The organism is Streptomyces kronopolitis, from assembly GCF_014646275.1.
Lineage (GTDB): Bacteria > Actinomycetota > Actinomycetes > Streptomycetales > Streptomycetaceae > Streptomyces > Streptomyces kronopolitis.
The window spans coordinates 18949-37134 of record NZ_BMND01000006.1; the positions used below are offsets into that span (position 1 = coordinate 18949).

An 18186-nucleotide genomic window follows, 5' to 3' on the forward strand; every position below is an offset into this window, starting at 1 on the left:
AACGGATGCGGACGGATGCGACTCGAACGGATGCGGACGGGTGCGAATGGAGGGTTTCGGCGGGTGCGGGGCGGGCTGCTGACGGAAGCTGGGGGAAGCGGACCGAAGTCGGGACGCGGACGAAGCGGCGGAGGGTGTGACGGTGGTGCGTGGGACACGGCACCCCGGCGGTATCCGGCGGTTCCTGGAGAGCCCTGTGAAGGGGGTGACCACTGGAGTCGCCACGCTAACGACGCTTGTCGACCACTGTCCGACGGATGCGCGAATTTCACCCGGATGAGAGAGCTTTCGCGCGTTCGGTGGACGACCGGCTCCGCACACCTGGCAATGCCTTCGCCCCGAAAAGTGAGGATTGCACGATGCCGAACCCGATGTGGCCGCCGCGCACCCCGCGGCCCTCGGCCTCCCGCCGCCCCCGGACGGCCCGGAGCGGCCCCGCCCGGTCCGCCCTGCCGGCCGCCGCGCTCGCCGCCGCGCTGCTGATCGCCGGCTGCTCCGGCGGCGGCGACACCGAGCCGCCCGGCAGCACCAGCGCCAAGATGAACCCCTCCGCAGCGGCCACCCCCACCTGGGCGCCGGTCACCGGAACCCCGCAGGTCATCCCCGCCGTCCGCAGCTTCCGCCGGGCCGACGGACGCGGCTGGCGCCCGTCCGACGGGGCCCGCGTCGTGGTGCCGGCCGGCGAGAAGAGCAATGTCGCCGACGAGGCGCAGCGGATGGCCAAGGACCTCGGCGGGCTGCCCGTCGTCTACGGCGACCAGACGGTGCGGCCGGGTGACATCGAGGTGAAGCTGAGCGGGAAGAACACCGCGGGCCAGCCGGACAACGTGCCCGTCCGCGGCACCGCCGACGAGGCCTACACCCTCACCGCCAGCGGGACCCGGCTCACCCTCACGGCCCCCACCGACGCCGGCATCTTCTACGGCACCCGCACCGTCAAGCAGGCCGCACGCGCCGCCGGCGGACTCCCCGAGGGCACCATCGAGGACCGGCCCGACCGCCCGCAGCGCGGCATGTCGCTGGACAACGCCCGCAAGCCCTTCAGCCAGGACTGGATCGACGCGCGGCTGCGGGAGATCGCCGACCTCAAGCTCAACCAGTTCCAGCTGCACTTCTCCGACGACCAGGGCTTCCGCATCCAGAGCGACACCCACCCCCAGATCGTCTCCGCCGACCACCTGACCAAGGCCCAGGTCCGGCAGATCATCGCGCTGGCCCGCAGCCTGCACATCTCCGTCGTCCCGGAGCTGGACTCGCCCGGCCACCTGGGCGCGGTGCTGGACCATTATCCCGATCTGCGGCTGCGCAACGCCCAGGGCCGGGTGATCCCCGGCGCCATCGACATCTCCAACCCCAAGGCCGCCCCGCTGATCGACTCGCTGCTGACGGAGATGAGCGAGCTGTTCACCAACCCCAAGGGCGCCCCGGCCTACTGGCACCTGGGCGGCGACGAGTACCAGGCGCTGATGTCGTCCTCCCCGTCCACCTCGTATCCGCAGCTGGCCCGGGCCGCCCGGCAGAAGTACGGCTCGGCCGGCACCGTCGAGGACCTGACGACCGGCTGGCTCAACGACCGGCAGAAGACCGTCGAGGCCAAGGGCAAGAACCGCGTCGAGGCCTGGAACGATGGCTTCTTCTCCAGCCCGGCGGCGTCCGCCGACAAGAACCGGATGGTCGACTACTGGACCGGCAAGGAAGCCGGCAAGCGCGACCCCGCGGCGTTCCTGCGCGAGGGCCGCAACGTCATGAACTTCAACGACGAGTACCTCTACTACGTCCTCGGCGAGCCCAACCAGTTCACGTACCCGACCGGCCAGCGGATCTACCAGAGCTGGACCCCGATGGTCATCCGCGGCACCCAGCCGGTGGCGGTGCCCGCGAGCATGACCGGCCCGGACCGGATCCCCGGGGCGCGCTTCGCGATCTGGTGCGACCTGTCCCAGGCGCAGACGCCGCAGCAGGTGGCCGGCGGCATCCGGCTGCCGCTGGCCGCACTGGCCCAGAAGACCTGGGACCCGCGCACGCCCGCACTGTCCTGGACGCAGTTCCAGGCACTGGCCAACCGGGTGTGAATCAGGTGAGAGAACCGCGCCCGCACTGAGCGCGCACGCCACGAACGAGGACGGCCGGGGCCGCCACCCCGGCCGTCCGGAGCCGTAAAGCCTTTGAACTGGAATTTGGTCGTCCGGATGCAGGTTCTCGCTTTCTGCCTGGGGCGTTCTTCCACCAGGTGCTTCTGACGGCCCCTGGCCGCTGTTGGTCGCGCATTGGCCACGCGCTAACCATCGGCTCTGGTTCTTGCGGGCTGTCGCGCCGGAAGCGGATATCTCGCTGGTGCGACAGCCCGGAAGGAGGCCGAGGAGTACGGCATGCGGGACGAGGCAGTGATAAGCGCCGTCAACGCCCAGACAAGGTCACGAGGCTGGAACAGGTCCGGACCCCGTGGCAGGGACTGATGTCCTGCCGCCATCAGCGATGACCCTCCATTTTCCCGGCAGCGAACTCCTCATCGATCGTCGACCCGCGGGGCTCGAAAGTCGAAAACCTGTTGTACGTGGACGGAGCGGCGTGATGGAGTGTCCATCACAACCTCGGAGTGGGCACGGGAAAGCCAACATCGAGGATCACGGGGAAGTTTAGGGGGAGCTCATGCGGATCAACGCGTCCCGCATAGTGAAAACCGTGGTGACGAGCGCCGTTGCCACGTCCGCGCTCGTCATTCCGACGGCGAATTCCGCGACGGCTGCAACGCCTTCGAGCCACGCGAGCGGGGTCGCTGTCAACAGTATCGACGCAACGTGCAAGCACCACAGTCGCAATTACATCGTGCGGAACTACTACCGGGGGCCTGCCCGCTACACACTGCGCTGTGGCACCAAGACGTGGGGCTGGAAGCACATCAAGGCAGGTCACGGCTGGAACGCGACCATGGACAAGTACATCAGCGCGGCCATCTGGTCCGGAGCTCCCAACGGGCGAGGCGGTTACTCCACCTACACCCGGTCGTGCCCGAGTTATGAGAAATTCCGTACCATCATCGGCACTCCTGCCGGCAACACTGACCTCCTCACCGCATACAGGGTCACTCGATTCGCCGCAGCCAAGTGCTAGAATTTGCTCGGTAAATTATCGAGCGCTTGCGATAAAGGGGGGTGGTGCGCGCATGACGGCTCAAACGCCAGCCGAGCAGGCTCTGGCCTGTTCTTACACCACCGGTGATGGGAAAGTCAGGTTCAACGTCACTGAATTTTCGGTCGATCACCGGCCGGATCGAAGCGTGACGTTGACGTACTGGCTCACTGTGGAAAGGCAAGGGCTCCAGGAAGAGCATTGGGAGTTTACTCTTCCATGGGAGGACAAGTCTTTTCTGGAAGTGCTCACCTCGCCCTCCCCGGACCCCGAACGACTTCAGCAACTCGTGTACATCGTTCGTACATTGCTGGAGGAATGGTGGGACACCAAGGGGCATAATCGCAAGTCGGCGAAGATGGGGCGCCAACGTCCCTGAGCAACCGAATATCTATCGGCCCGGTCGTGGCGCCTTCCTGTCCATGGGAGTTCCCGCGACCGGGTCGTCTCATTTTGGCGCATGGCCTGCGCTGCTTGCCCGGAGGTGCGCGGCCGTATGTGGCGGTCATGTCGAAGCGGTGGGTGAAGTCGAATTCGTCCGGCTTCTCGTGGCCGGTTGGTCACGCGTTGGCCACGTTGGCCACCGACTCCATGCAACGTCCCAGGCCAGAGCGCTGGAAGCGAACGAGGACGGCCGGGGCCGCCACCCCCCACAGGAGAGGCCCCGGCCGTCGTTCGCGGAGGGCCGTGACGGCCCCTACCCGGTACAGCGCCGGACGGCCCGAAAGCGTCACACGGGGTGTGGGCAACCGAACCGCCAGTGGTCTGGACGGGGCCCGGTGCGGCGCCGTAATCTGCCCATCCGTGCAGGTGAGAGCGGTGTTCGGGCGGCTTTTCGGTGGTGGTGGGCAGGTGGTCGGCCCCGGGGGTTCCTCGCGTGCGCGGCGGTGCCTCCGACCGGTGCTCGCGCCGTCGGCCGGCTGCCGGTGGCCGGTTCCGTCCGGCGGGCGGTGCCGCCCCTCCCGGGTTCGGCACCGGGCGGCGCACGCGTTACGGTCTGCGGGAACATCCCGGGTTACCGGGGGTTCCCGGCCGGCGGCGGAGGCAGCCGGCAGTGCAGCCACGGTGCCCGGTGGTTGTCCGGGCGGAGCGACAATGCAGCAAGGACCGGGCGGCGGATATTCCGCGTGCGACAGGATGGACCCGTGCGAGGGGACGACATTCAGCCGGACGACCGTCGGCTGACGGTGGCCGTGCAGGCGGCGCAGGCCGGCGACGAGGCGGCTTTCCGTACCGTCTACCGCGCCGTACATCCCCGACTACTGGGGTATGTGCGGACTTTGGTGAGCGAACCGGACGTGGAGGACGTCACCTCCGAAGCCTGGCTCCAGATCACCCGCGACCTCGCGCGCTTCAGCGGCGACGCCGACCGCTTCCGCGGCTGGGCCGCCCGCATCGCCCGCAACCGCGCCCTGGACCACATCCGGATGCGCGGCCGCCGCCCGGCGACCGGCGGCGACGAGAGCGAACTCGCCGACACCCCCGCCGCGTCCGACACCGCGGGCGAGGCGATGGAAGCCCTCGGCACCGGCCGCACCATGCGGCTGATAGCCAGCCTCCCGCAGGACCAGGCCGAGGCCGTGGTGCTGCGGGTGGTGGTCGGACTCGACGCCAAGAGCGCCGCGCAGGTGCTCGGCAAACGGCCCGGCGCGGTGCGCACCGCCGCACACCGCGGGCTGCGACGGCTCGCCGAACTCCTCGGCGAGGCGTCCGACGGCAGCCGGGACACACCGCAGGACAGCACGGGGGACGAGCGCCACGACGGCGGCGAAGAAGGCGCCGAGCAGGACGGAGGTGCCCCCACCGGCCGGGCCGCACGGCGGCCGCGGGGAGGGGGCGGGACGGTGAGTGGGGTGCCCGTACAGGGGCGAAGACGCCGCGACGGCGTGGCGGAATCGTACGTACCAGGTGTGACGGAAACGGCCGCACGAACGCAGAAGGACATGTGATGGCCGACGACCGCTACAACTGGCTCGACAAGGACGCCGCGGAGCGATTGCTGCGCGGTGAACGGGTCGGTGCCCGGCACGGCGACGGCGCACGCGAACTCGAACAGCTTCTCCAGGCCGCCGCCGCGGTCGGCGCCAAGGCGCCGGAAACGGCCGAGCTGTCCGGCGAGGAGGCCGCCGTCGCCGCCTTCCGCCGGACCGCCGGCCGCGGCGCCGCGGCCCACACCCGCGGCCACGGCGTCGACGAGGCTTTCCCGGCCGGGCGCGGCACCGCCGTCGCCGAACGCACCCGGCTCGGCCGCCCCGTCCGGCGCGGCTTCGCGGTCGCCCTCGCCGCCTGCGCCATCGGCGGCGTCGCCGTCGCGGCCGGCACCGGCGTATTGCCCACCCCCTTCCGCGGGGGCGAGCCCCAGCCCGCCTCCAGCGTCTCGGCCGCCGAGTCCCCCGGCCCGCTCGACACCCCCGAGCCCGGCGCCCAGACCGACGGCACCACCGAGAGCACCCCCGACCCCACCCCGCACGGGAAGACGGCCGGACCCGGCGACACCCCCACGCCCAGCCGCCCCGGCGACCCCACGCCCCCCAGCACCAGCCCCGCCCCCGGACACCAGGGCAACGGCGGCAGCAGCACCGACCCCGGACACGGCGACAAGAAGAACCTCCTCCTCGCGCTGTGCCAGAGCTACGCCTCCGGCAAGCGCGACGGCATGGACCGCGACGCGCTGCACCGCCTCGAACAGAAGGCCGGCGGCGCGGAGCGGGTACTCGCCTTCTGCCGCGCCTACCTGGCCCGCTATCAGCACCCCGGCAGCTCCGGCGGCGGCAACGGCCTCGGCGGCACCACCGGCTTCAACAGCGGCCTGACCGGCGGCGGCGACGAGGACGACGAAGGCCACCCCTCCCACTCACCCGGCGCCACCCCGAGCCTCGGCACGCCCGCTCCCACCCCCTCGCCGACCGCCACGGACCCCGCACATGCGACGTCCGGCGCGGCCTCCGGCTCGTAGGTGTGACGTTTTTCGAACCGGTGACGCAGTAGTGAGTGAAGCCGACTGGTCATCGGCTGCGCGAGGAGCCGGGGTTCCCCCCGTACCCACGGCTCAGCGCATCTGGCGCGGGCGGGGCACGTTCCCCCGGCCCTGCCCGCGCCCTTCTCTTTGCGCCTAAGCCGGCGCCGCTCTCGCGGATGTGGATCCCTGTGTGGGGGTTGCTCAATTTTCGCTTCGGTCAGTGAACTTCTGGGGTGGGACTGTGGCTGTGGCTGTGGGTTGGGTGCGGGGGGTTTGGGGTTAGTGGGTGATCACTACCTTGGTGCCTTTTTTGGTGGCTGCGTAGAGGGCGGCCACCTTTTGCTTGTCGCGGACGTTGACGCAGCCGTGTGAGGCGCCGCGGTAGCCGCGGGCGGCGAAGTCCGCGGAGTAGTGGACCGCCTGGCCGCCGCTGAAGAACATCGCGTACGGCATGGCCGTGTGGTAGAGCGTCGAGACATGGTGGCGGCTCTTGAACGTGAGGGCGAACGTGCCCTCGCGGGTGGGGGTGTACTGCGAGCCGAAGCGGACATCCATCACCGATTCGACCCGGCCGTCGACCACCCACGCGAGAGTGTCGCTCCGCTTGCTGATGCAGATCACCCGGCCCCTCATGCAGCGCGGATCCAGGGCGCCGACCGGCCGGGTGGTGGACGGATACAGCTCCCCGCGCGTGGGGCGGCGGGTCTGCGAGCGCAGGGCGAGCCAGGCCGCGGGCTGCACGGCACCCGTACGGGGCAGGCCCTGCCGCCGCTGGAAACCCCGCACCGCGGACGCCGTGACCACCGCGTAGGAACCCGTCGGGGTGCGGCCGAAGAGACCCAGCTGGGCGAGTCGCGCCTGGAGTTCGCGGACCCGCGCGCCGTGGGAACCGGGCGCCAGCAGCGGCCCGGCGGCCCGCGGGGCACGATGCGGGGCGCGCGGAGGCGTGTGCGGGGCGCGCGACGGGGCGGAGTGCCGGGGAGCGGGGGGACCGTGCCGGCCGAGGGGCGGGGGAGCGGGCGTGGTGGGGGAGTGACGGGCGAGCTTGCCGTCCGGTGCGCCGGTGACCGTCACCGGGCGGCAGCCCACCGCCAGCGCCGCCGCCACCAGCACCGCCGCCATCGCGGACGCCGTACGTCTTCCCCTGCCGCGCTGCATGCGCACCCCCGATCTCGGTGGGCCGACCGGCCACCGGTGACTCTGCCCAGTGCTGCGGCGCGGCGAACCTGCGGGCATGCTGTGGACAAAAGACCACCACTGCGGATATCCGTCACTCGGCGGGAGGCATGCATCCATGGCGCATGAGTCGGACACCGTCCGGTACGGCGAGAGCGGCCTGCCCATCGAGCCGGTGTACGGGCCACGGGCACTGGACGGCTGGGATCCGGAGCGGCGGCTCGGCGAGCCCGGCGGCTACCCCTTCACCCGCGGGGTCTACCCGTCGATGTACACCGGGCGGCCCTGGACGATGCGGCAGTACGCCGGCTTCGGCACCGCCCGCGAATCCAACGCCCGCTACCGGCAGCTGATCGCCCACGGCACCACCGGCCTGTCGGTCGCCTTCGACCTGCCGACGCAGATGGGGCACGACTCCGACACCCCGATCGCCTCGGGCGAGGTCGGCAAGGTCGGGGTGGCCATCGACTCCGTCGAGGACATGCGGGTGCTGTTCGGCGGCATCCCGCTGGACAAGGTCTCGACCTCGATGACGATCAACGCGCCCGCCGCGCTGCTGCTGCTCCTCTACCAACTGGTGGCGGAGGAGGAAGGGGTGCCGGCCGACCGGCTGAACGGGACCGTCCAGAACGACGTGCTCAAGGAGTACATCGCCCGCGGCACCTACATCTTCCCGCCGGAGCCCTCGCTGCGGCTGACCGCGGACATCTTCCGCTACTGCCGCGCCGAGATCCCCCGCTGGAACACCATCTCCATCTCCGGCTACCACATGGCCGAGGCCGGCGCCTCGCCCGCGCAGGAGATCGCCTTCACCCTCGCCAACGGCATCGCCTACGTGCGCACCGCCGTGGCCGCCGGCATGGACGTCGACGACTTCGCGCCCCGGCTGTCGTTCTTCTTCGTCTCCCGCACCACGCTGCTCGAAGAGGTCGCCAAGTTCCGTGCCGCGCGCCGGATCTGGGCCCGGGTGATGCGGGAGGAGTTCGGCGCGCGCGACCCCAAGTCGCTGATGCTGCGGTTCCACACCCAGACCGCGGGCGTGCAGCTCACCGCCCAGCAGCCGGAGGTGAACCTCGCCCGGGTCACCGTCCAGGGGCTCGCCGCCGTCCTCGGCGGCACCCAGTCGCTGCACACCAACTCCTTCGACGAGGCCATCGCCCTGCCCACGGACAAGGCGGCCCGGCTCGCGCTGCGCACCCAGCAGGTGCTGGCGTACGAGACCGATGTGACCGCCACCGTCGACCCGTTCGCCGGCTCCTACGCCGTCGAGTCGATGACCGATGACGTGGAGGAGGCGGCCCTCGCGCTGATGCGCAGGGTGGAGGACATGGGCGGCGCGGTGGCCGCCATCGAACGCGGCTTCCAGAAGGAGGAGATCGAGCGCAACGCCTACCGCCTCGCCCAGGAGACCGACGCCGGCGAGCGGATCGTCGTCGGCGTCAACCGCTTCCAGCTGGACGAGGAGGAACCCTACGAACCCCTGCGGGTCGACCCCGAGATCGAGGCCCGCCAGATCGAACGGCTCGACCGGCTCCGCGCCCGCCGCGCCACCCGCACCGTCACCACCGCCCTCGACACCCTCCGCAAGGCCGCCGAGGGCACCGACAACGTCCTCCCCCCGATGCGCGAGGCGCTACGGGCCCGCGCCACGGTGGGCGAGGTCTGCGAGGCACTGCGCGGGGTGTGGGGGACGTATGTGCCCACGGATGCGTTCTGAGGCGGAGGTGAGGGGGAGGGGCAAGGGGGCCCGGGGCGGCAGCCTGTGGCCCCCCGTGGGGGCTGCGTCAGACTGGGGGTATGTCGTCACCCCGTCGGGCGTGTCCCGTGTGTACTCGTGAGATCGCCGTTGTCGGCGGGCGGTTCGCCCGTCATGACCCGCCGGGGCGGCGGACGGTGCTGGAGTTGATCTCCTGTCCGGGCTCGCGCCGGATCGCGCCGATGATGGCGCCGGCGGAGAAGCTCTTCGATCCGGAGGAGCCGCCGATCCCGGGCCAGCAGCCGCTGTTCTGAGGCGGGCCCGGGGACAACTAGGGGGCGAGGACGTCGAGTTCGGCCAGGGCGCCGGTGGTGATCTCGCGGGTGAGGGACTCGGCGCGGGCCGCGTCGCCGGTGCGTACCGCCTCCGCGACCTGGACGTGCAGGGTGACCGCGGCCGGGTCGGGGTCGGTGAACATCACCTGGTGCTGGGTGCGGCCGGTCAGCACGGCGGCGACCACGTCGCCCAGGCGCGCGAACATCTCGTTGCCGGAGGCGGTCAGCACGATCCGGTGGAAGGCCACGTCGTGGACCAGATAGGCGTCGAGCTGCTGGCCGCGGGAGGTGGCGACCATCCCCATGGCGTGCTCGGTGAGTTCGGCGCAGTGCGCGGGGGTGGCGTGCCGGGCGGCCAGACCCGCGGCGACCGGTTCGACGGCCGAGCGCAGCACGGTCAGTGAGCGCAGCTGCCGGGGGCGGTCCCGGCCGGCCAGCCGCCAGCCGATCACCCGCGGGTCGTAGACGTTCCACTCCTCGGTGGGCCGGACGGTCACGCCCACCCGGCGCCGGGAGGCGACCAGTCGCATCGATTCCAGTACCCGGACCGCCTCGCGGATGACCGTGCGGGAGACATCGAAGCGCTGCTCCAGCTCGTCCGTGCGCAAGACCGTGCCCGGAGGGTAGTCGCCCGCGGTGATCGCGGGTCCGAGGGACTCCAGTACACGGGCGTGCAGTCCCTTCCCCTCGTTTGCCATGGGCCAAGCCTACGGTCCCGCACCCCGGCCAATTAAGTATGACGTTTGCATCACAGGCTCTTGAATACGTCGTACCTAATGGGTTTCAGTGGGGTCCGCACGGGGTCGATGAGGACAGCGAGGTACCACGGGATGAGCAGCCCCGACGTGATCGTCGTGATGGGTGTGGCCGGCACCGGCAAGACCACGATCGGCCCGCTGGTGGCCGCCGCACTGGGCGTCCCCTACGCCGAGGGCGACGACTTCCATCCGCCGGCGAACATCGCCAAGATGTCGGCCGGTATCCCGCTGGACGATCACGACCGCGGCCCCTGGCTGGACGCCATCGGCGCCTGGGCGCACGGGCGGGCCGGGCGGGGCGGGGTGGTCAGCAGCTCCGCGCTCAAGCGCGGCTACCGCGACCGGCTGCGTGCCGCCGCCCCCGGCCTGGTCTTTCTGCACCTGACCGGGGACCGCGCGCTGATCGGGGCGCGGATGGCCGGGCGCACCGGCCACTTCATGCCGGCCGCGCTGCTGGACTCCCAGTTCGCCACGCTCGAACCGCTCGGGCAGGACGAGGCGGGCGTCGCCGTGGACGTGACCGGCACCCCGCAGCAGATCGCCGAACGGGCCGTCGCCGCGCTGCGCGCGAGGACCGTACCGGCCGGGTAGCCCCACACCCGCACCACCCGCAACACCCCCCACCGCAGCACCGTCTCCCTGCTTCCCCCTCCGTCCAACCAAGGGAATCGCCGTGACACATCTCAGCGTCGAGATGCTCGCAGCGGACGCGGCCGAGCCGATCACCTCGGCCGGTCACGCGCAGCTGGGCATCGCCGTCCTGGCCGGCATAGCCGTCATCGTCCTGCTCATCACCAAGTTCAAGCTGCATGCCTTCCTGTCGCTGATCATCGGCTCGCTGGTGCTCGGCGCGGTGGCCGGCGCACCGCTGGACAAGGCCATCACCAGCTTCACCACGGGGCTCGGGACGACGGTCGCGGGCACCGGGGTGCTGATCGCGCTGGGTGCCGTCCTCGGACGGCTGCTCGCCGACTCCGGCGGCGCGGACCAGATCGTCGACACGATCCTGGCGAAGACGGGCCGGGGGGCGATGCCCTGGGCGATGGTGCTGATCGCCGGGATCGTCGGGCTGCCGATCTTCTTCGAGGTCGGCATCGTGCTGCTGATCCCGGTGGTGCTGCTGGTCGCCCGGCGCGGCAACTTCTCGCTGATGCGGATCGGCATCCCGGCGCTGGCCGGACTGTCCGTCATGCACGGGCTGATCCCGCCGCACCCCGGTCCGCTCTCGGCGATCGACGCGGTCGGCGCGAACCTCGGTGTCACCCTCGCGCTCGGGGTGGTCGTCGCCGTCCCGACCGCGATCATCGCCGGTCCGGTCTTCTCCCGTTACGCGGCCCGCTGGGTGGACGTCCGCCCGCCTGAGAACCTGGTGCCCGAGCGCGGCACCGCCGACCCGGCGAAGCGGCCCGGCTTCGGGATCACGGTGGCGACCGTGCTGCTGCCGGTGGTGATGATGCTGGCGAAGGCGCTGGTGGACATCGTCGTCGACGACCCCGCGGCCGGGGTGCAGCGGATCTTCGACGTGGTCGGCTCGCCGCTGATCGCGCTGCTGACCGCCGTCATCGTCGCGATGTTCACGCTGGGGCGGGCGGCCGGCTTCACCCGCGGCCGGATCGCCACGACCGTGGAGAAGTCGCTCGGCCCGATCGCCGGTGTGATGCTGATCGTGGGCGCGGGCGGCGGCTTCAAGCAGACGCTGGTGGACGCCGGCGTGGGGCAGATGATCCTGGACCTCTCCAAGGGCTGGCACGTCTCCGCGCTGCTGCTGGCCTGGCTGATCGCGGTCGCCATCCGGCTCGCGACCGGCTCCGCGACGGTGGCCACCATCTCGGCCGCCGGGCTGACCGCCCCGCTCGCCGCGGACATGAGCACCGTCCACACCGCGCTGCTGGTACTGGCGATCGGCGCCGGCTCGCTGTTCTTCAGCCATGTCAACGACGCCGGATTCTGGCTGGTCAAGGAGTACTTCGGGTTGAGCGTCGGGCAGACGCTGAAGACCTGGTCGGTGATGGAGACGCTGATCTCGGTCGTCGGGATCGTCTGCGTGCTGCTGCTGTCGCTGGTGTTGTAGCGCGAGGGCCGTGGGGCGCCCCCTTCGAGGCGCCCCCGGTCACGAGGCCGCACCGGCGGGGATTCGCCGGTGCGGCCTCGTGTGCAGGGGGTCATCCGGTCGGCTGGAGGGCGGCAGTGCCGATGAGGTCCGCCAGGGCGGTGGCCACCTCGGCCGTGGCGTCCTCGTCCGGGGCGCCGAGGGCGAGGTAGCCGTCGGGGCGGACGAGGAGGACGGCCGGGGCGCTGCCGTAGGCGTCGCGGACATGGCCGTCGGCATCCAGCAGATCGGCGTCCGGGCCGCCGACGCGGACGATCCGCAGCAGGGCGGGGTCGGTGGGCAGCGCGGTCGCGTCCAGCGCGGCGCCGCCCAGGACGAGCAGGGTGAAGTGCGGGCCCCGGAAGGCGTCGAAGAGGCGGGCGGGGCGGCCGTCGGCGGTGCGGCAGGGGGCGTCGGGGGCCCGGTCGCCGGCGGCCGGCACACCCTCCGCGAGGTCCGTGCGCAGCTCCCGTGACAGCGGGCTGTCGGGGTAGCCGACGCCGAGTTGGTGCAGGTCCCGGCCGCGGCGCAGGCTGCCGGAGCGGTGCAGCCGGGTGCTGGTCTCCAGGATGTCGGCGGCGATCGGCCGGCGCTCGGCGCCGTAGCTGTCGAGCAGGGTGTCGGGGGCGCCGTGCCGCAGCACCAGGCCGAGCTTCCAGCCGAGGTTGTAGGCGTCCTGCACGCTGGTGTTCAGGCCCTGGCCGCCCGCCGGGGAGTGCACGTGCGCGGCGTCGCCGGCGAGGAAGACCCGGCCCTCGCGGTAGCTGTCGGCCATGCCCGCGCGGGGCCGGAAGAGCGAGGTCCACACCACCTCGCGGATCTGCTCGGCCGTCAGATGGGTGTGCTCCGTGAGCAGCGCGCGGACGGTCTCCGCCGAGGGGTCGGGCGACCCGCCGGGGCCCGCGATCATGGTCTGGAAGAGGTCGCCGGTGCCGGCGAGCGGCAGGATGCCGATGAAGCCGCCGGTCGGCAGGATCCAGCGGTGCCAGTGGTCCCGGTCGAGGCCGTCGACCCGGATATCGGCGAGGAGGGCGACGCCGGGCTCCAGGTCCGGGCCGCTCATCGCGGTGCCCAGGGCCCGGCGCACGGTGCTGCGCCCGCCGTCGGCGGCGACCAGATAGGCGGCCCGCACGGTGTGCGCCGTGCCGTCCGCTCGCTGCAGACGGGCCGTCACGCCGTCCGCGTCCTGGGCGAATTCGGTGAGTTCGGTGCCGAAGAGGACGCTGCCGCCCACCTCCGTCAGCCGGGCGTGCAGCACCTCCAGGGTGCGGAACTGCGGCACCATCAGCGCGGTCGACCACGGCACGGCGGGTGTGGGGTCGACCCGCTCGATCATCTCGTGGACCTCGGTGATCCGGCCGTCCTTCCACAGGGCGGTCGGCGGGTAGTGGCCGCCGACCTCGCGGATCGCGTCCAGCAGGCCGAGGTCCTCGTAGACCTCCTGGCTGCGCGGCTGGAGGCCGGTGCCGCGGGCGCCCTGGGAGAGGCGGTCCTGCCGCTCGACGATCAGGGCGCGCACCCCGCGCCGGGCCAGGTCGATGCCGAGCGAGATGCCGGTCGGGCCCGCTCCGGTGATCAGTACGTCGACGGTCGCGGGAACGAAGGGGTGGTTGTTCGCCGCGCCGGCGGTGTCCTTAACGCTGTTAAGTTCCATGTGCCGAGCATGGCCTTAACGGTGTTAAGTTGTCAACATGGTTTCTCGCATCGACCGGAATCAAGTGGTGGACACCGCGCTGCGGCTGCTGAACGAGGTGGGCCTCGACGGGCTCACCCTGCGCCGCATCGCCAAGGAGCTGAACGTCCAGGCTCCCGCCCTGTACTGGCACTTCAAGAACAAGCAGGAGCTGCTGGACGAGATGGCCACCGCGATGCTCCGGCGGATGACCTCGCCGCTGCTGGGGCCGGACGCCGGCGAGCGGGGGCCCGGCGAGACCTGGCAGGACGCGCTGTCCGACGCCTGCCGGGTGATGCGCCGCGGGCTGCTCGGCTACCGCGACGGCGGCAAGGTCTTCAGCGGCACCCGGATGACCGACGAGAGCTACGCGATGCCGCTGGACGCCCTGCTGCGCCTGCTCACGACGGCGGGCTTCTCGGCGCACCAGGCCGCGCGGGCATGGTGGACCGCCTACAACTTCACCGTCGGCGTGGTGATCGAGGAGCAGTCGGTCTATCCGGAGCCGGGCGATCCGGCGGACCGGCGCCCGGAGAGCCGCGATCCGGCCTACGACCTGGCGAGCCGCTCGGAGCGGATCGGCGAGCAGTACCCGCTGGCGATGGCCGCGGGCGACGAGATGTTCGGCGACCTGGAGCGCAGCTTCGAGGAGGGGCTGCGGATCATCGTGGCCGGCGTCGCGGCGACCACCGGGCGGTAGGCGTACCGGCGGCCGGGGGTGCGGTCCGCGCGCCCCCGGCCGGATGTCACACGGCCGGGCGCCGGGGGTCGATCGCGCGCTTGAGCAGCGGCGTCAGCGGGCGCTCCAGGAAGCGGTGCAGCAGCCACGCCAGCAGCAGCATCAGCCCCACGGTCAGGAGCAGCGTGGCGTACGAGGGCAGGCCCAGGGTGTGGTGCAGGGCGCGCACCACCACCCAGCCCAGGTGCTCATGGACGAGGTAGAACGGGTACGTCAGCGCGCCGGCCACGGTCAGCCAGCGCCAGTCCACCCGGCGCAGCAGGCCCAGGGCGACGGCCGCGACGAGGGCGAAGCCGAGCGTGACGACGGCGATGATGCCGGCCGTCGAGCGGTAGGAGAACGCGGTGGCCGATGGCGCGTGCCAGAGCCCGGCGACCGCGTAGTGCTGCCCGACCAGCCAGCTGACCAGCACGATCGCCCAGGCGATCGGGTCGCGGGCGCCGTAGCGGTGCAGCAGGTACAGGCCGATGCCGCCGATGAAGAACGGCGCGTACTCGGGCATCAGCACGGTGTCGAGGAAGGGCTCGTGCGCGGCCTGGGCGAGGGCGGCGGCCAGTGTCCAGCCGGCGCAGAAGAGCACCACCCGGCGGCGGGTCGCGCCCGGCAGCACGACGCAGAGCGCGAAGAGGGCGTAGAACCGCATCTCCGCCCAGAGGGTCCAGCACACGCCCAGCACCCGGTCGACGCCCAGCGGCTGCTGCAGCATCGTCAGATTGGTGAGCACCTCGCTGGGCGGCAGCGCCTTGTAGGCGACCCAGGGGAGTGCGAAGACCGCGGTGATCAGGAGGATCGCGGCCCAGTACGCCGGATAGAGGCGGGAGATGCGGGAGGCGAGGAAGGCGCGCAGCGTCCGGCCCCAGCCGCTGAGGCAGATGACGAAGCCGCTGATCACGAAGAAGATCTGCACGCCCAGGCAGCCGTAGGCGAACAGCGGTGCCAGGGTGGGGAATTGGTGGGCGGGCGAGCCGCCCCAGGCCCGGGATATCTCGCCGCCGCGCCCCGCGTAGTGGTACCCGGCGACCATCAGCGCGGCGAGCAGCCGCAGCCCGTCCAGGGCGCGCAGCCGCGACGATCCGCCACGGCCGCGCCCGGGTATGACGCGCCCCGGGGCGGCGACGGCGGCCGGCGGGGCGGGTGGCGCGCCGGGCGTCAGCTGGGAGGCGGTCATCCGAACGCGGCCCGCTTCTTCAGCCGCCGCTGCACCGCGCGCGCCCGGCGGGCGACCCGGCGGACGGTGGCGTTGCGCGGGATGAACGACAGCTGCGAGGGGATCGCGCCGGGCAGGGCCAGCGCGGTCAGCCGGCGGCGCTTGAAGTAGCGCCAGGTGAACTGGTCCAGGCCGCCCGCGAGATAGCGCTCGGCGTGCGGCCGCAGCTGCGGGTACATCTGGTGCTGCATCGCGTAGCCGACCGCGGTGACCAGGCCGCCGACGGCCTCCGGGGTGGTGAAGGCGCGCGGGCGCGGGCTGCGGTCGCCCAGGTCGGGCACCAGCGCGTCCACCAGCGTGACCGGGATCCGGTTGCTGTTCTGGTACGGGGTGAGCCGCTCCAGCAGCAGCCCGGTGCCGGTGCGCGCGGTCGGCAGGCCGTAGAAGGTGGATGCGGTCAGCAGCGCGGTGGAGAAGCAGCCGACGACCAGCGCGGGCCGCATCCGCTGGTAGAGCACCTCGGCCGGCACCGGGTGCTCCAGCACGGTCAGCGCGAGGTCCAGCTTCTCCGCCTCCCGCTCCAGCAGCCGCGACCAGCGGGCCGGGGCGGACGGGTGCGGCTTGAAGACGATCTCGCGGTGGCCGCGCTCGGCCGCGCCGCGCAGCATCCGCACGTGCAGCTCCTCTTCCTCCTCGGGGGTGAGGATGCCCAGCGCGGAGAGGTACTGGCCGAGCAGCAGCGCGGCACCGTCCGGGACGGCCAGCTCCCCGCTCGCGTCGGAGAGTTCGGCCAGCACCTTGGTGAAGGCGTCGGCCGGCACGGTCCGCGCCTCGACCTCGAACTCGGTCAGCAGCAGCGGCGTCAGGCCCGGGACCAGGTCCAGGTGCAGCAGCCGGCCGATGCGGGTGCCGATCAGCGGGTCGAGCTTGTTGCGGGTGGGGCCGTAGCTCATCAGGCCGTCGGCGTAGACGTCGAGCGGCGCGTCCGGGAACAGCTGGGCGAGGGCCAGTGCCGGGTTGACCTGGATGGACTCCACGATCAGCTCGACGTGGTCGTCGCCCAGGTCCCACAGCAGCCGCAGATGCCGCTCCCACAGCGGGGCGTCGTCCGGGCGCGGGGACCAGCCGCCGGGGTGGAAGGGGCTGATCGTCTCGTTCCAGGACAGCACCCGGTCGAAGCGGCCGCGCAGCCGCTCGAAGCCGGGCACGGTGTCCAGCGCGGGGCTGGTCTCCGGGGTCGTCGCGTTGTTGCTGACCAGCAGCAGCCGGCGGTCGGCCGGGGCGAAGCAGTCGGCGTCCAGGGCGGCGGCGAGCGTCGCCGCGCCGTAGAGCGTGGACGCCAGGAAGATCTGGGTACGGGGCCGGGTGGACATCAGGCGGCGACCTCCGCCGGGACGGGGCGGCGGCGCAGTCGCCGCAGCCGGGACGCGCGCTGCACATCCATGGAATCCAGGGCTTCCTTCAGTACGTCCTGCGGCATGCGTTTCATGGCCGCCGCGCTCATCGCGCGCAATTTACGGGCGACCTGCGGTTCGAAACGTTCGATCGAACCGAGGTGGTGGGAAATGATCGCGCAATACGTGCGCACCGCCTTGGGCAGCAGGAATTCCGCATCGCGATCCTGGGCGGTTTCCTCGATCACCTGGTCGAAGGCGCGGATGAAGTCCAATTGCCGCACATCTCCGATCTGGGTCAGCGAGGACGCCACGCCGCGCCGGTAGAAAACACCGAGCAGGCCGACCACCGCCATGGAGGAGGCCTCGCGGTGCAGCCGCCAGATCCACGGCCGGTCCTCCGCGGTGCGCAGGCCGTCGGTGAAGTGCAGCACCCCGTCGTCCAGCAGCCGGCGGTGGTACATCCCGGCCCAGGCGTAGGCGTAGTCGACGGAGGTGGAGCGGTCGGCCGGCAGGATCACCGCGCGCGGGTCCAGCACCACCCGGCGCCGGCCGTGCGGGACCCGGTGGACGGTGCGCGCCCGGGCGGTGCACTGCACATGATCCGTACGGACGAAGTCACACCCCAACTCCTCGATGGCGGAGAGCAGCTGCGGGTAATAGCCGGGGGCGAGCCAGTCGTCGCCGTCCAGGAAGGTGACGTATTCGCCGCGGGCCGCGTCCAGGCCGGTGTTGCGGGCGGTGGCCAGGCCGCCGTTCTGTGCGTGCCGCAGCAGTCTGGCGCCCGGCAGCTCGCGCTCGGCGCGCGCGAGGATGTCCGGGGTCTCGTCGCGCGAGCAGTCGTCGACGAGCAGGAATTCAAAATCCTCGCGGGCATTGGCCGCCAGGCTTTTCAGGGTGTCGGGCGCGTATGTCTGCACGTTGTAGAACGGCACGATGACGGAGAGCTTAACCACCCGGGTGACGTTAGGCGGGGAGTCCGGCATTCGTCTTTACGGGGTGCGGACACCCGGGTGAACGAAGAATGGCGGGATGGTTAACCAGGCCGACTATCGGGCCGGTTCGTCATTCGTCGACTCGCTGTTAACCCTT

Annotated in this window: 16 protein-coding genes; 10 read left to right on the forward strand and 6 right to left on the reverse strand. The window is 71.7% G+C overall.

Features of this window, described 5'->3' with window-relative positions; genetic code table 11:
* The first annotated feature begins 359 nt into the window (after positions 1–359).
* From IEY78_RS09395 to IEY78_RS09415, 5 genes are all read left to right on the forward strand, one after another.
* Positions 360–2072, forward strand: coding sequence for a beta-N-acetylhexosaminidase (locus tag IEY78_RS09395; RefSeq protein WP_189097174.1), 1713 nt, complete (start codon positions 360–362; stop codon positions 2070–2072).
* 577 nt (positions 2073–2649) lie between these two features.
* A complete protein-coding gene (locus tag IEY78_RS34265; RefSeq protein ID WP_229699810.1) occupies positions 2650–3111 on the forward strand; it encodes a hypothetical protein in 462 nt (153 codons plus the stop codon).
* Positions 3112–3163: 52 nt separating this feature from the next.
* Complete coding sequence (locus IEY78_RS09405; protein WP_189097175.1) at positions 3164–3508, forward strand: hypothetical protein; 345 nt, start codon at positions 3164–3166, stop codon at positions 3506–3508.
* A 766-nt stretch (positions 3509–4274) separates the two neighbouring features.
* On the forward strand, positions 4275–5078 hold the full coding sequence (locus IEY78_RS09410; protein ID WP_229699811.1) for an RNA polymerase sigma factor: 804 nt from the start codon (positions 4275–4277) through the stop codon (positions 5076–5078).
* Positions 5078–6085, forward strand: coding sequence for a hypothetical protein (locus tag IEY78_RS09415; protein ID WP_189097176.1), 1008 nt, complete (start codon positions 5078–5080; stop codon positions 6083–6085). The genes IEY78_RS09410 and IEY78_RS09415 overlap by 1 nt, the downstream gene beginning before the upstream one ends.
* Positions 6086–6367: 282 nt before the next feature.
* Here the strand turns inward: IEY78_RS09415 and IEY78_RS09420 are convergent, their stop codons facing one another.
* Positions 6368–7210 carry a L,D-transpeptidase family protein gene (locus IEY78_RS09420; protein WP_189097177.1) on the reverse strand — a complete coding sequence of 281 codons (843 nt, stop codon included), beginning with the start codon at positions 7208–7210 and terminating at the stop codon, positions 6368–6370.
* Positions 7211–7382: 172 nt separating this feature from the next.
* Between IEY78_RS09420 and IEY78_RS09425 the strand changes: the two genes are divergently transcribed.
* Positions 7383–8981, forward strand: a complete 1599-nt coding sequence (locus tag IEY78_RS09425; RefSeq protein WP_189097178.1) for an acyl-CoA mutase large subunit family protein — start codon at positions 7383–7385, stop codon at positions 8979–8981.
* Between the two features lie 80 nt (positions 8982–9061).
* Positions 9062–9274, forward strand: coding sequence for a hypothetical protein (locus tag IEY78_RS09430; RefSeq protein ID WP_030981280.1), 213 nt, complete (start codon positions 9062–9064; stop codon positions 9272–9274).
* A 17-nt stretch (positions 9275–9291) separates the two neighbouring features.
* Here IEY78_RS09430 and IEY78_RS09435 read toward each other — a convergent pair whose 3' ends face one another.
* A complete protein-coding gene (locus IEY78_RS09435; protein ID WP_189097179.1) occupies positions 9292–9993 on the reverse strand; it encodes a FadR/GntR family transcriptional regulator in 702 nt (233 codons plus the stop codon).
* A gap of 132 nt (positions 9994–10125) precedes the next feature.
* On the opposite strand from IEY78_RS09435, the gene IEY78_RS09440 reads away from it, so the two are divergent.
* Positions 10126–10644: a gluconokinase gene (locus tag IEY78_RS09440; RefSeq protein WP_189097180.1), complete on the forward strand. Its 519-nt coding sequence runs from the start codon at positions 10126–10128 to the stop codon at positions 10642–10644.
* Between the two features lie 82 nt (positions 10645–10726).
* Positions 10727–12124, forward strand: coding sequence for a GntT/GntP/DsdX family permease (locus IEY78_RS09445; RefSeq protein WP_189097181.1), 1398 nt, complete (start codon positions 10727–10729; stop codon positions 12122–12124).
* Between the two features lie 91 nt (positions 12125–12215).
* Here the strand turns inward: IEY78_RS09445 and IEY78_RS09450 are convergent, their stop codons facing one another.
* Positions 12216–13796: an FAD-dependent monooxygenase gene (locus IEY78_RS09450; protein WP_189097182.1), complete on the reverse strand. Its 1581-nt coding sequence runs from the start codon at positions 13794–13796 to the stop codon at positions 12216–12218.
* A 37-nt stretch (positions 13797–13833) separates the two neighbouring features.
* Between IEY78_RS09450 and IEY78_RS09455 the strand changes: the two genes are divergently transcribed.
* A complete protein-coding gene (locus IEY78_RS09455; RefSeq protein WP_189097183.1) occupies positions 13834–14514 on the forward strand; it encodes a TetR/AcrR family transcriptional regulator C-terminal domain-containing protein in 681 nt (226 codons plus the stop codon).
* A gap of 46 nt (positions 14515–14560) precedes the next feature.
* Here IEY78_RS09455 and IEY78_RS09460 read toward each other — a convergent pair whose 3' ends face one another.
* The 3 genes from IEY78_RS09460 to IEY78_RS09470 are packed head-to-tail and all read right to left on the reverse strand — an operon-like array spanning position 14561 to position 18050.
* Positions 14561–15721: an acyltransferase family protein gene (locus IEY78_RS09460; protein ID WP_189097184.1), complete on the reverse strand. Its 1161-nt coding sequence runs from the start codon at positions 15719–15721 to the stop codon at positions 14561–14563.
* Complete coding sequence (locus tag IEY78_RS09465) at positions 15718–17073, reverse strand: alpha-2,8-polysialyltransferase family protein (RefSeq protein ID WP_189097185.1); 1356 nt, start codon at positions 17071–17073, stop codon at positions 15718–15720. Before IEY78_RS09465 ends, IEY78_RS09460 begins: the two co-directional genes overlap by 4 nt.
* Entirely contained in the window at positions 17073–18050 is a 978-nt protein-coding gene (locus IEY78_RS09470) for a glycosyltransferase family 2 protein (protein WP_189097186.1), read from the reverse strand. The genes IEY78_RS09465 and IEY78_RS09470 overlap by 1 nt, the downstream gene beginning before the upstream one ends.
* Between the last annotated feature and the right edge of the window lie 136 nt (positions 18051–18186).